This is a genomic window from Streptomyces sp. NPDC051569 (assembly GCF_044454085.1).
GTDB lineage: Bacteria > Actinomycetota > Actinomycetes > Streptomycetales > Streptomycetaceae > Streptomyces.
In genome coordinates, this window is sequence record NZ_JBITDJ010000009.1 from 41,537 (window position 1) to 54,599 (window position 13,063).

At 70.1% G+C, this 13,063-nt stretch carries 9 protein-coding genes; 6 read left to right on the top strand and 3 right to left on the bottom strand.

Going from position 1 to position 13,063, the window contains the following annotated elements; genetic code table 11:
* Positions 1-123: 123 nt before the first annotated feature.
* The 5 genes from ACIBAE_RS15920 to ACIBAE_RS15940 all read left to right on the top strand — a co-directional run bounded on the left by ACIBAE_RS15920 (position 124) and on the right by ACIBAE_RS15940 (position 7,955).
* Positions 124-1,482 (top strand): ABC transporter substrate-binding protein, encoded by a 1,359-nt coding sequence (locus tag ACIBAE_RS15920; protein WP_399285417.1) that lies wholly within the window; start codon positions 124-126, stop codon positions 1,480-1,482.
* 96 nt (positions 1,483-1,578) lie between these two features.
* Positions 1,579-2,649 (top strand): carbohydrate ABC transporter permease, encoded by a 1,071-nt coding sequence (locus ACIBAE_RS15925; RefSeq protein ID WP_399285418.1) that lies wholly within the window; start codon positions 1,579-1,581, stop codon positions 2,647-2,649.
* Between the two features lie 12 nt (positions 2,650-2,661).
* Positions 2,662-3,558, top strand: coding sequence for a carbohydrate ABC transporter permease (locus ACIBAE_RS15930; protein WP_399285419.1), 897 nt, complete (start codon positions 2,662-2,664; stop codon positions 3,556-3,558).
* A gap of 167 nt (positions 3,559-3,725) precedes the next feature.
* Positions 3,726-6,239 carry a carbohydrate-binding protein gene (locus ACIBAE_RS15935; RefSeq protein WP_399285420.1) on the top strand — a complete coding sequence of 838 codons (2,514 nt, stop codon included), beginning with the start codon at positions 3,726-3,728 and terminating at the stop codon, positions 6,237-6,239.
* A gap of 84 nt (positions 6,240-6,323) precedes the next feature.
* Positions 6,324-7,955: a glycoside hydrolase family 13 protein gene (locus ACIBAE_RS15940; protein ID WP_399285421.1), complete on the top strand. Its 1,632-nt coding sequence runs from the start codon at positions 6,324-6,326 to the stop codon at positions 7,953-7,955.
* A 366-nt stretch (positions 7,956-8,321) separates the two neighbouring features.
* On the opposite strand, the gene ACIBAE_RS15945 is transcribed toward ACIBAE_RS15940, so the two are convergent.
* A complete protein-coding gene (locus ACIBAE_RS15945) occupies positions 8,322-10,049 on the bottom strand; it encodes a PHP domain-containing protein (protein WP_399285422.1) in 1,728 nt (575 codons plus the stop codon).
* 237 nt (positions 10,050-10,286) lie between these two features.
* Here ACIBAE_RS15945 and ACIBAE_RS15950 point away from each other — a divergent pair, with 237 nt between their 5' ends.
* A complete protein-coding gene (locus tag ACIBAE_RS15950; RefSeq protein WP_399285423.1) occupies positions 10,287-11,078 on the top strand; it encodes a polysaccharide deacetylase family protein in 792 nt (263 codons plus the stop codon).
* Between the two features lie 32 nt (positions 11,079-11,110).
* Here ACIBAE_RS15950 and ACIBAE_RS15955 read toward each other — a convergent pair whose 3' ends face one another.
* Positions 11,111-12,106 carry a hypothetical protein gene (locus ACIBAE_RS15955; protein ID WP_399285424.1) on the bottom strand — a complete coding sequence of 332 codons (996 nt, stop codon included), beginning with the start codon at positions 12,104-12,106 and terminating at the stop codon, positions 11,111-11,113.
* Between the two features lie 229 nt (positions 12,107-12,335).
* Positions 12,336-13,031 (bottom strand): hypothetical protein, encoded by a 696-nt coding sequence (locus tag ACIBAE_RS15960; protein ID WP_399285425.1) that lies wholly within the window; start codon positions 13,029-13,031, stop codon positions 12,336-12,338.
* Positions 13,032-13,063 lie beyond the last annotated feature (32 nt).

A 13,063-nucleotide genomic window follows, 5' to 3' on the forward strand; every position in this document is an offset into this window, starting at 1 on the left:
AGCGCCGTTGAGACGACGCGACGGCCCGGCCGCCGCAAGTCACGCAAACCCTTTGCAGACCTCGCCGCCCGTCTCCGGGGACCGGTGTGTCTGCTGTCGTTGTCAGGAAGGCATGGGATCCCCATGGATGGCATAGCAAGACGTCAAGTACTCGGCCTGGCCGTGGCCACCTCGCTGTCGCTCGGCCTCGCGGCCTGCGCGGGGCCCACGGCATCCTCGGGCGTGGACAAGGACGGCGTGGTGACCATCAGCGTCAACGGCATGCCCACCAAGACCCAGCCGGCCGACCGCAAGGACTTCGAGGACCTCGTCAAGGAGTTCGAGGCGAGCCATCCCAAGATCAAGATCGACGCCCGTGAGGGCCAGATGGATCCGAAGACCTTCGCGGCGAAGCTGGCGGGCGGCCAGTTGGAGGACGTCTTCTACGTCTACTTCACCGACCCGGCCGGGCTGATCCAGCGTCACCAGGCCGCGGACATCACGCCGTACCTCAAGGACGTGCCGTACCTGAAGGACGTCAGGCCCGCGCTGCAGGACGTCTTCAAGGGCGCGGACGGCAAGATCTACGGCCTGCCGACCGGCAACTACTCGCTCGGCCTCGTCTACAACCGCGACCTGTTCAAGAAGGCCGGACTCGACCCCGACCAGCCGCCCACGAGCTGGGACGAGGTGCGCGCGGACGCCAAGAAGATCAGCGCCCTCGGTGACGGAACCGTCGGCTACGCCGACTACAGCAAGAACAACCAGGGCGGCTGGCACCTCACCTCGTGGATCTACTCCATGGGCGGCGAGGTCGCCACGAAGGAGGGCAGCACGTGGAAGGCGGCGTTCAACAGCGACGCCGGACATCAGGCGCTCCAGGCGCTGCACGACATGCGCTGGACCGACAACAGCATGGGCACCCGCCAGCTGCTGGAGATCGGTGACGTCCAGAAGATGATGGGCGCGGGCAAGCTCGGGATGTACATGGCGGGTCCGGACAACATCCCCACCATCGTCAAGCAGTTCGAGCGCAAGTACGACGAGTACGGCCTGGCCGCGCTGCCCGGCTCCGCCACCCTCGGCGGCGGCGACGGGTTCATGTTCAACCCGAAGGCGTCGCCGGAGAAGATCAAGGCGGGCCTCCAGTGGGTCCAGTGGAAGTACCTCAACCCGGACCGCGAGGAGGCGAACGTCAAGAAGTTCGCCGAGCTGGGCGTCCCGATCGGGCTGCCGCAGCCGAACCTCTTCGACGGCGCCGCACAGCGGAAGAACGACGCGATCCACGCCGAGTACGCCAACGTGCCGCAGCAGAACTACCAGCCCTTCGTCGACCGGGGCCCTGACGTCGCGGTGAAGGTCGAGCCGCCCAACGCCCAGCAGATCTACACGGTGCTGGACAGCGTCATGCAGGCCGTGCTGACCAAGAAGGACGCGAACATCGACGAACTTCTCGCCGCCGCGCAGAAGAAGGTCGACGTCATCCTCGCCACGGTCAAGTGAGCTGACCGACCCGGTCGGGGCCGGTGGCGCGCCAGAACCGCCCGCCGGCCCCTCCTCCGGACCCCCGCACTCGGCACGGCAGGAATCGAGTTCACCATGACGGCCCACCCGCTGACCTCAGCACACGACCCGTCCGTCCCGGCGGACACCGGGAGCACGACGACGCCGAGCACGACGACGGGAAGCACGACGACGCCGAGCACGACGACGGGAGGCACGACGACGCCGAGCACGCCCCCGTACCCGGCGAAGAAGACCCGGAGCGCGGGCACGGGAAACACCTCCCGCACCCCCGGCCGCCGGCCGCGCCGCATCCGCGAGAACCTCGTCGCGTACCTCTTCCTGGCCGCCGGCATCCTCTGCTTCGCGCTGTTCTCCTGGTACCCCATCGTGCGGGGCGTGCTGCTCGGCTTCCAGCAGGTCACCTTCGCCGAACCGGCACAGTGGGTGGGCCTCGACAACTTCCAGCGGCTCTTCGCCGACCCGCTGTTCGTCACCGCGTGGCGGAACACCGGCTGGTTCACCCTGCTCGCGCTGGTCTTCGGGTTCGCGGCGCCCTTCGCCACCGCCGTCGTGCTGAACGAACTGCGCCACGGCAAGGCGTACCTGCGGATGACCGTCTACCTCCCGGTGATGCTGCCGCCGATCGTCACCATGCTGCTGTGGCGCTGGTTCTACGATCCCGGACCGGGGCTCTTCAACCAGGTGCTGGAGGTCTTCCACCTTCCCGCCCAGCAGTGGCTGGAGTCGGAGAACCTGGCGATGGTCTCCCTGGTCCTCGTCTCGACCTGGGCCAACATGGGCACCACCACCCTCATCTACCTGGCCGCACTCGGCGGTATCCCCGGCGAGCTGTACGAGGCGGCCGAGCTCGACGGGGCGTCGATCCGCCAGCGCCTGTGGCACATCACCATCCCCCAGATGCGCTTCATCCTGATGATCACGCTGCTGCTCCAGGTCATCGGGACGATGCAGGTGTTCGTCGAACCGTTCGTCCTCACCGGCGGCGGCCCGGACGACGCCACCGTCACCGTCCTGCTGCTGCTCTACCGCTACGCGTTCGTCTACAACGACTTCGGCCTGGCCAGCGCCATGTCCACGCTGCTCTTCGTGGTGCTGGGCCTCTTCGCGGGCGTCTACCTGCGCCTGACCCGGACCAAGGGCTGAGAGGAAACCACCATGGCAGCCGAAGCCACCGAGACCGCCGTCCGTACCCTGATCGCTCCCACCGAGATGAACCGCCGCACCGGCAGGTTCCTGCATCGTTTCGTCCTCACCGCGACCCTGACCGGCTTCACCCTCGCCTTCGTCTTCCCCCTCTACTGGATGGCGACCGGCGCGCTGAAGTCCTCCGCCGAACTGGCCGACCCGAACCCGAGCCTGCTCCCCGCCGCCTGGCACCCGGAGAGCTACGCCGAGGCGTGGACGAACGTCGGCCTGGGGCAGTACTTCCTCAACACCTTCCTGCTCGCGGCCGGTGCCTGGCTCTTCCAGCTGGTGGTGGACGTCGCCGCCGCCTACGCGCTCTCCAAGCTGCGCCCCGTGCTCGGCAATGTCGTCCTCGGCATGATGCTCGCGACCCTCATGCTGCCCGTCTCGGCGCTGCTCGTCCCCACCTACCTGACCGTGGTCGACGTCCCGCTGGTCCATCTCAACCTGATCAACACGCCCTGGGCGGTCTGGCTCCCGGCCTGCGCCAACGCCTTCAACATCTTCATCCTGAAGCGGTTCTTCGACCAGATCCCCGCCGAACTCCTCGACTCCGCGCGCATCGACGGCGCGGGCACCCTCCGCGTCCTGGTCTCCGTCGTCCTGCCGCTCTCGCGGCCGGTCCTCGCCGTGGTCTCCATCTTCGCGGTCGTCGGAGTCTGGAAGGACTTCCTCTGGCCGATGCTCGTCCTGCCGGACCCGGCCAGGCAGCCCATCACCGTGGCGCTCAACCGGCTCTCCACGGACATGCCGGCCAACCAGCTGCTGGCGGGCATGGTCATGGCCAGCGTGCCGCTGCTCGTGCTGTTCCTGATCTTCCAGCGCAACATCATCGCGGGACTCACGGCGGGCAGCCTCAAGGGCTGACCACGCCCGCGCTCCCGCCCCGGAGCCCCGGCCCTCCCCGCCACCGGAGCCCCGCCACCGGAGCCCCGCCCCCCGAGCTCCGCCCCCCGAGCCCCGGCACCGGACCCCCGTCCGCGCCGGCCCCATCACCCACGGTCCCGTTCCCCCTCACGGAAGGACACACCGTCGTGTCATCTGCACTCCGCACGCGACCGCCCACCCTCCGGCTGATACCCGCCCTGATCCTGTCCCTGCTCTGCGCGCTGCTGTACGGGCCGTTCGCCGGATCCGCGTCCGCCGCGGACACCACCCTGGAGGCGGAGTCCGCCGCGCTCTCCGGCGGCGCCGCCGTCTCCACCGAGCACCCCGGCTACACCGGCAGCGGCTTCGTCGGCGGCTACACCGACGGCAACAAGGGCAGCGCCTCCACCTCGTTCACCGTCCAGGCCGCGGCGGCCGGGGCCGGATCGATCCGTATCCGGTACGCGAACGGCACCACCGCCACCATGACTCTCAGCCTCTACGTGGGCGGCGCCAAGCTCCGGCAGATCAGCCTTCCGCCCACCGCCAACTGGGACACCTGGACCACCCACGACGAGTCACTGACCTACCAGCAGGGCGCCAACACCGTCGCCCTGACCTTCACCACCGCCGACAGCGGCAACGTCAACCTCGACAACATCGTCGCCACCACACCGGCAGGCGGCGGCACCACCGATCCGCCGCCCACCCTGACCCACCAGGCCGAGAACGGTTACTTCTCCGGCGGCCCCTCGGTCGCGACCAGCGTCAGCGGCTACGGCGGCACCGGCTACCTCACCGGCTTCACCACCGCCGGCGCCCGCTCGGTCCTCGCCGTCAGCGCGCCGTCCGCCGCGACCTACCCGGTCGTCGTGCGCTACCGCACCCCCGACTCCGGCGCCGCGACCATCACTCTCACCGCCAACGGCACCAAGGTCCGCCAGCTCTCGCTGCCCGGTACCTCCGGCGCCTGGAAGTCCGCCTCCACCGACGCCCCGCTGCGCGCCCAGCTCAACACGCTGACCCTGCGGACCGAGTCCGGCGACAACGGAAACCTCGCGCTCGACGGCGTCTCGGTCACCGGCTCCACCGCCAACGCGACGCGCGGCGCGACCGTCCCGTACACCACGTACGAGGCGGAGAGCGGCACCACCAACGGCTCCACCATCGGTCCCGACCGCACCTACCTCACCGTCGCCTCCGAGGCCTCGGGCCGCAAGGCCGTCGTCCTCAAGCAGACCGGCCAGTACGTGCAGTTCACCCTGACCAAGCCCGCCAACGCGGTGACCCTGCGCTACTCGGTGCCGGACAACACGCCGGCCACCACACTCAGCGTCTACGCGGGCTCCACCCATGTCCGCGACCTCGCCCTGACCTCGACGTACAGCTGGGTGTACGGCGCCTACCCGTACAACAACGACTCCTCCCAGGGATCGGGCCACCACTTCTTCGACGAGACGCGCTCGCTCATCGGCAGCTTCCCGGCCGGTACCGTGCTGAAGTTCCAGAAGGACGCCGGCGACACCGCCGCCTCGTACACACTGGACCTCGTCGAGACCGAGACCGTCGCCGCCGACCAGGCCATGCCCTCCTCCGGCTTCGTCTCCGCCACCACTCTGGGCGTCACCGCCAACGACGGCAGCGACGACACCGCCGCGCTCAACTCGGCCGTGTCGAACGTCAACTCGCAGGGCAAGGGCCTGTGGCTGCCCGCCGGTACGTACAACATCTCCGGCCATGTCAACCTCACCGGCGTCGCCCTGCGCGGAGCCGGCGCCTGGTCCACCACGCTGCGCGGCTCGAACGGCAAGGGCGGCCTCTTCGGCCAGGGCGGCACCAGCACCGTCCAGGACCTGACCATCGCCGGCGACGTCACCTACCGCGACGACGCCAACTTCGACGCGGGCATCGAGGGCAACTTCGGCAACGGGTCGACCTTCCAGGACGTCTGGATCGAGCACACCAAGGTCGGCCTCTGGATCGACGCGCCCACCAACGGCCTGTACGTGAGCGGCCTGCGGATCCGCGACACCTTCGCCGACGGCGTCAACCTCCACAAGGGCACCGCCAACACCGAGATGTGGAACTCCAGCATCCGCAACACCGGTGACGACGCCCTCGCGATGTTCTCCGAGGGCCAGGCGGTCTCCAACAGCGCCTTCCGCTTCAACACCGTGCAGGTCCCGCTGCTCGCCAACACGATCGGCATCTACGGAGGCAACGCCAACCGCGCCGAGGACAACATCCTCTCCGACACGGTCACGGCTTCCGCGGGCATCGCGATCAGCAGCCGCTTCGCCCCCGTACCGTTCAGCGGCACCACCTCCGTGCAGCGCAACACGCTCCAGCGCACGGGCGGCTTCGAGCCCAACTGGCAGAGCAAGTTCGGCGCCCTGTGGATCTACGCCGACTCCTCCGACATCACCGCCCCGGTCCTGGTCCAGGACCTCGACATCATCGACTCCACCTACAGCGGCGTGCTCGTCTCGTACCAGAAGACCGTCAGCAACCTGACGCTGAAGAACATCAAGATCCAGAACACCGGCGCGTACGGCATCGAGGTCATCTCCGCCGGCGCCGGCAACTTCTCCAACGTCACCGTCACCGGCACGGCCTCCGGCGGCCTCAGCAGCACCGGCGGCTTCACCATCACGCGCGGCTCCGGCAACAGCGGCTGGTAGCCACCACCCCCGCCGCCTCTCGCGGCACCCGGTGCGGGCCCGCACGGACGGGCCCGCACCACCCCATTCGGACAAGGAGTTCCTGTGAACCACTGGTGGCGGCATGCCGCGATCTATCAGATCTACGTACGCAGCTTCGCGGACGGCAACGGCGACGGCGTGGGCGATCTGGCCGGCGTCCGGGACCGGCTGCCCTACCTGCGGGACCTGGGCGTCGACGCCCTGTGGTTCACCCCCTGGAACACCTCCCCGATGGCCGACGGCGGCTACGACGTGGCCGACTACCGGGACATCGACCCGCTCTTCGGCACGCTCGCCGAGGCCGAGCGGCTCATCGGGGAGGCGCACGGCCACGGCCTGCGCGTCCTCGTCGACCTCGTCCCGAACCACTGCTCCGACCAGCACGTCTGGTTCCAGGAGGCGCTGGCGGCAGGACCCGGCTCGGCGGCGCGCGAACGCTTCTGGTTCGTCCCCGGCCGGGGCGAGGACGGCAACGAACCGCCCAACGACTGGCACTCCTACTTCGGCGGCCCCGCCTGGACCCGGATCACCGAGGCGGACGGCACACCGGGCCCCTGGTACCTGCACATGTTCGCCCCCGAGCAGCCCGACCTGAACTGGGAACACCCCGAGGTCCGCGCCGAGTTCGAGGACATTCTGCACTTCTGGCTGCGCCGGGGTGTCGACGGCTTCCGGATCGACGTCGCCCACGGCCTCACCAAGAAGCCCGGCCTGCCCGATGTCGGCCCGCGCCCCGACCACACCGACCTGCCCTACCAGGACTGCGACGACGTCCACGACATCTACCGCTCCTGGCGCAAGATCCTCGACGGCTACGACGGGGACCGGATCTTCGTCGGCGAGGTCTGGCTGCCCACGGCCGAACAGTTCGCCCGCTACCTGCGCCCCGACGAACTGCACTCGGCGTTCAACTTCGATTTCCTGTGCTGCGCGTGGGACGCCACCGCGCTGCGGGCGGTCGTCGACTCGACCCTGGCCGCCCACGGCCCGGTCGGAGCGCCCCCCACCTGGGTGCTCTCCAATCACGACACGATCCGCCACGTCACCCGCTACGGCCGCGAGGACACCTCGTTCGACATGGGCGACAAGCGGCTCGCCGACCCGAGCGACCGTGCCCTCGGACGCCGCCGGGCCCGGGCCGCCGCACTGCTGACCATGGCGCTGCCCGGCGGGGTGTACGTCTACCAGGGCGACGAGCTGGGCCTGCCCGAGGTGCGGGACCTCCCCGACCACCTGCTCCAGGACCCGACCTTCGTCCGCTCCGGCGGAACCGACCGGGGCCGGGACGGCTGCCGCGTCCCGCTCCCGTGGGGGAACGGCACCGGCTCGCTGGGCTTCTCGCCCGCCGACACCACGACAGCGCCCTGGCTGCCGCAGCCGGCCGACTGGGCCGGGCTGACGGCGCAGGCGCAGGAGAACGACCCCGGGTCGTTCCTCACGCTCTACCGGACGGCACTGGCCCTGCGCCGTGAGCGGCTGACACCCCTCCCGGAGACACTGACCTGGGTGGAGACCGGCCCGGGAACGCTCTGCTTCGACCGGCCCGGGGGCTTCCGGTGCCTGGTCAACGCGGGTGGGTCCCCGCTCGCCCTGCCCCCGGGGGCGAGCGTCCTGCTGAGCAGCGCGCCGCTGGACCGTACGGACGACGGCGTGCTGCTGCCGGTGGACGCCTGTGTCTGGCTGACCCTGGCGTGAGGCCCGTACGGGAGTAGGCGCCCGTAGGGGCGCCAGGACGGGAGGAGGCCCCGACCGGGCGGGGGGACGCCGATCGGGGCCGAACAGAGGAGGGTGCGGATGGCGGTCGCCTCGCGGCGATAGGCTCCGCAGGGCTTCAGCCGAACGATCTTCCCTGCGGGCGATTCTTTTGTGGGGCCCGGGGACACTGTTCCATCCACACCCTCGATCTGTTCAACGGGTGGACACCATCGAATGTTCCCCGCCCCGTCCCGCCCTCCCGTCGCAGGGGGCGGAACGCCGACGACCGGCGCCGGGGCGGGAAGGCGGTCCCCGCGCCGACACCGGTCACCGGGTCAGGCCGCAAGCGGTCAGGCGGTCAGGCGGTCACGACGGCAGAACCCAGATCGGGTTCGAATAGAACCAGAGGTCCTTCCACGGATCGGCGTCGCCGATCACGTCCATCGCGGGGCCCACGGGGTCGACCTTGGCGCCGCCCAGGCCGACGGCGCTGCGGTTGCCGTCGGTCCCGCGCAGCCGGACGTACAGCGGGCCGGAGACCTTGCCGAGCTTGTACGTCAGCTTGACGGTGCCCTTCGACTTGTTGACCTCGAAGGACTTGGCGACCCTGGCGGTCGGGGCGCTGAAGGTGTCCTTGTCCCGGGCCGTGCCCGTGACCTGGCCCTGGATGACGTCGACGCGGGCCAGCGTGGGGATGAACTGCGCCCAGTTCGCCCCGTTGGCCAGCGCGATGTCGATGCTCAGCTCGACCTCCGTGCCGCGCTTGACGTGCAGCGCGCCGCCGAGGGTCGCCCAGCGTCCGCCGCCCTGGAGCCGGGCGTCGAGGCCGCTGATCAGGCCGCCGTGGTCGACCCAGATCCGGCCGGCACGCATGGCGTCCATGACCGCCGCGTACGAGAAGCGCTCGGCGCCGACGTGCGTACGGCTGTAGTGGCCCGGCCAGAAGTCACCCTGCGTGAGGTCGAGTCCCTTGCCGTACACGGGGTCGGCGTGCTTGCCGTTGCCGTTGAAGTTGTCGTTCGGGCCGTACACCGAGGGCTCGGCGTACACGCTGTGCGAGTCGGAGTTGGCCGTGATCCACCACGGCTTGCCCTCGGCCAGCAGGCTGTCCCACAGACCGCCGACCGTCGAGGTCATCCAGTCGAAGCCGCCCCAGGTGCGGTAGCTCTCCGGCGGGTAGGGGGCGAAGGAGTTGGCGCTGGGCGCGTTCTCGTAGTAGCCGCGGCCACGGCCGCTGCCGCCGGGGCTGGGCAGGCTGGCGGCCTGGTGCCCGGGCGCGCCCTCCATGCCGATGGCGATCGGGTGGTCGGCCGAGGTGGCGTCACGCCAGGCGCGGATCTCGTGGGGCGAGTCGATGCCGTTGCGCGCCGGGTGGTTGGCGAGCATCACGATGTCGTCGACCTTGCGGCGGTGCACCTGGTCGGCCAGGAAGCGCAGACCGGAGACGGCCAGCGCCTCGTTGACGGCATTGGACGTGTTCGGGTGCAGGCTGCCGTCGTAGTCGTTCTCGAACTTCTTCAGCACCTCCACCTCGTTGCGCCCGGGGTGGACGAAGACGGTGGCGTGCTCGGCGCCCGGGATGTTCCACTCCAGGCCCTGGAAGACCAGCGCGTCCTTGTACGTGGAGCGGGCTTCCTTGATGTCGGGGTTGACCTTGTCGACGCCGATCTTGGCGTGCGCCTCGCTGCCGTGGTCGGTGATGACCATCCAGTCCAGGCCGTGCCGCGTGCCCTGGCGCACCTGGTCCATGACCCGGTACTTGCCGTCGCTGCTGTACTGGGTGTGGATGTGATGGTCGCCGGCCAGCCAGAGGTAGCCCTTGCCCCCGCCCTGACCGGTGTGGCCGTGGTCGTGGCCGTGACCCTGGGAGTGCGCGGCGGCGGTCGTGGCGCCACCGAGTACGCCGGCTCCGGCGAGGCCGGCGCCGAGAAGGCCCGCGCGGCGCAGCATGGACCGCCGGGACAGCTGGCTGGGCGACAGCTCACTGTCCGGCACGCTCACGTCGAGCGCCGCGGGCAGCGGGCCCGCGTCGGCCGCCGGGCCGTGGGAGTGGTCGTGCGGGTGGTCGTGCGGGTGGTGATGGCCGTGGCCCATTCCTGCTCCTCGCCGGTACCTGTCATGCTCAGCGGCTCAGATGCTTGGGGGACCGGATGGCGCGCGGGTGACGGGAGTCCGTACGGACCGTGTTTAATTCCGTACAGATCGCATACACGTACGGGCCGTCCCGAGCAGGCTCACTATGCACTCCGTGTATACGCCGTGTGTATAGTTCGCACGCGCGGCGCCGTCCGGGCCGGCGTACAACGGAAGAGGGAATGGATCATGTCGGGGATGCCAGGGAAGAAAACCGCTCTCGGAGCGCGGATCGCCGCCGCCCTGGCGGTGGTCGCGACGCTGTCCCTGGCGCTGACCGGCTGTTCGGCCGACCCCCTCACCCCCGCGGACGCGAGAAGCCGCACCGACCTGGACGGCGACGGGAAGAGCGGGAAGCCGGAGGCCAGGACCGGCTCGGTGGACTGCCGTCAGGCGCGCTGCATAGCGCTCACCTTCGACGCGGGGCCGGGCAAGGACACGCCCCGCCTCCTGGACATACTCAAGGAGAAGAAGGTGCCCGCGACCTTCTTCCTGCTCGGCAGGAACCACGTCCTCAAGCACCCCGACATCGTCAGCCGGATGGCCCGCGAGGGTCATGAAGTGGGCAACCACACCTGGACCCACAAGCGGCTGACGGACCTGGACGCCGACGGCATACGCGAAGAGCTCTCCCGTACGCAGGACGCCATACAGGAGATAACCGGCGACGTCCCCACGGTGATGCGTCCACCGCAGGGCCGCACCGACGACCAGGTCTCGGAGGTCAGCCGCGACCTCGGCCTCGCGCAGATCCTCTGGAGCGCCACCGCCAAGGACTACGCGACGACGGACCCGGCCCTCATCGAACGCCGCATCCTCGACGCGGCGGACCGGGACGGCATCATCCTGCTGCACGACATCTACGCGGGGACCGTGCCCGCCGTCCCGAGGATCATCGACGAGCTCAAGAAGCGCGGCTACACCTTCGTCACGGTGCCCCAGCTGCTGGCCCCGGGCGTTCCCGAGCCGGGCGCCGTGTACCGGCCCTGAGCCAGGGGGAAGGGAGCCCCCGGTGATACCGCTCAGACGGCGGGGGTCCGGGGGTGGGTCGCGGCGGCGCGCTTGCCGCGCCGGTCGGCGAGGAGGGCGAAGGCGACACCGATGGCGACCCAGGCGGTGAGGACGAGGGCGGGCAGGCCGGCGCCGGCGCCGGCGAAGAAGGCGTTGGCGCGCAGGAGGCTGCCGGAGGCGCCCGGAGGGAGGAATTGGCCGAGGGTGGCCCAGCCGGTGGGGAGCCAGTGGGGGCCGGTGGCGAGGCCCGAGAGGGGGTTGCCCAGGAGCATCATCAGCGCGCCACCGAGGGCGAAGCCGGCCGTGCCGAGGAAGGCTTGGAGGCCCAGGAGGGTGGTGGACATGGCGGCCATGGCGAGGATGACTCCGAGGGCGGTGAGCCAGTAGTCGCCGTCGACCGAGTGGGTGGCGAACTGGAGAACGGCGGCGACAGCGGTGCCCGCCACGATGGAGAAGAGCAGGGCTCCCGCCAGGCGGGTCCGCAGCCCGTGGTGGCCGGGGAAGACACCGCTGAGAATCAGGGCGGTGAAGATTCCGCCGAAGATCATGGGCAGGAGTGCGGAGGTCAGCCCGGTGCCGCGGGGGTCGTCCTTGGTGAAGGCCACCAGGTCGTGGACGGACGCCTTCATCGCGTGCTGTGCGGCGACGCTGTCGCCCAGTTCGGTCAGGGCACTGGTGGCGGAGGGGCCGCCCGCGGTGGCGGTGTAGACGGCGACGCCGTGATCGGTGACCGCGAGGCCGCCCGCTATCTCACGGTCCTTGACCGCGGACCGGACGGCGTCGGGGGTCTCGTAGACCCGGACGTCCCACGCGTCCCCGTCAAGGTTCTCCCGGAGAGCGTGGGTGGTCTGCGGGGTCCCGCTGACGCCGATCGGGATGTGGTGGGGGCCGCTGTGGAGCGAGGGCAGCGCGAAAGCGCACAGCATCGTCGTGATCAGGGCGGCCAGGCCGAGGACGACCAGGGCCAGCTTGCGTCCCGTACCGGGCAGCGTGGAGTGCTTGGACATCGGTGAGTCTTTCTGTGCTGCATACCGTGCTCGGAAAGGGCGGAGCCCCCTTGCCGGCGGAGTGGGGGGCCGAGTGGGGGAGAGAGAAGGCCGGACGGGCCCGAGCCCGCGCACGTCGAAGCGGCCGGCCCGTGCCGCCCTGATGGGTCGGCACTCATGTGGCTGCCGGCCGGACGTCGGGCCGCGTGGCTCGCTGGTGTCGAAGCTGCCCGGCGTCCGGCCGAAGACCTCAGGCGCGGGCCGCCGCCGCGGCGACGATCCAGTTCCTGAACTCGACGGCGTAGTGCCGCAGGTGGTGTTCCATGACGTCGTCCGGGCACGTGACGGGGAAGTAAACCGTCAGGTGCGCCGTGAAGCCGTCGGCGGTGTCACCGAACTGGATCAGCGACCGCCCGACGACCGTGCCGTCGGCCAGGAAGAGGTTCGACGACATCTTGCGCGGAAACTCCGACTCCGGGAGGAGTTCGGCCGCGTCCGCCGCCCAGGCCATCGCGTCCGTTCCCCAGCCGCCCATGGAGAAGGAGCAGACGTGGGGGCCGATGTTCTCCACCACGCGCGCGCCGACGGCGTCGGTGCCCATCGCGTAGTGCTCGGGGTGCGCCGCGAGGAGCGCGTTCTCGTCACCGGCGAAGGCTCTGTCCATCCAGGCCAGAAACGCGGCCGAGGTGAGGCCCCGCGTCGTGAGCACCGTCGTGCCTGCCGTGAAGCGGCCGTCGGAGGTGCGAGCGCTCTCGCGCAGGAAAGCGTTGCCCTCTTCGATGTCCGCTGCCAGGAGGTCGAGCAGGCCCTGACGTCCCAGCCGCTTCCTGAAGCGGTCCAGGGCGCGGCGGGCGTAGAACAGCTCGAAGTCGTCGATGCTCCCGGCACCGGTGGGCCCTGACTCAAGCGTCACGGTCACGGGCGGGGCTGTCCGGTTGTCGCTCATGGTCGAACCTCCATAGAATGCGAATGTGAATT

What these genes read in the sequence shown, in the direction of transcription:
- ACIBAE_RS15960 (WP_399285425.1), bottom strand. Translation starts at nt 13,031, where the DNA reads ATGAGCGACAACCGGACAGCCCCGCCCGTGACCGTGACGCTTGAGTCA.
- ACIBAE_RS15955 (WP_399285424.1), bottom strand. Translation starts at nt 12,106, where the DNA reads ATGTCCAAGCACTCCACGCTGCCCGGTACGGGACGCAAGCTGGCCCTG.
- ACIBAE_RS15945 (WP_399285422.1), bottom strand. Translation starts at nt 10,049, where the DNA reads ATGGGCCACGGCCATCACCACCCGCACGACCACCCGCACGACCACTCC.
- ACIBAE_RS15930 (WP_399285419.1), top strand. Translation starts at nt 2,662, where the DNA reads ATGGCAGCCGAAGCCACCGAGACCGCCGTCCGTACCCTGATCGCTCCC.
- ACIBAE_RS15925 (WP_399285418.1), top strand. Translation starts at nt 1,579, where the DNA reads ATGACGGCCCACCCGCTGACCTCAGCACACGACCCGTCCGTCCCGGCG.
- ACIBAE_RS15920 (WP_399285417.1), top strand. Translation starts at nt 124, where the DNA reads ATGGATGGCATAGCAAGACGTCAAGTACTCGGCCTGGCCGTGGCCACC.
- ACIBAE_RS15950 (WP_399285423.1), top strand. Translation starts at nt 10,287, where the DNA reads ATGCCAGGGAAGAAAACCGCTCTCGGAGCGCGGATCGCCGCCGCCCTG.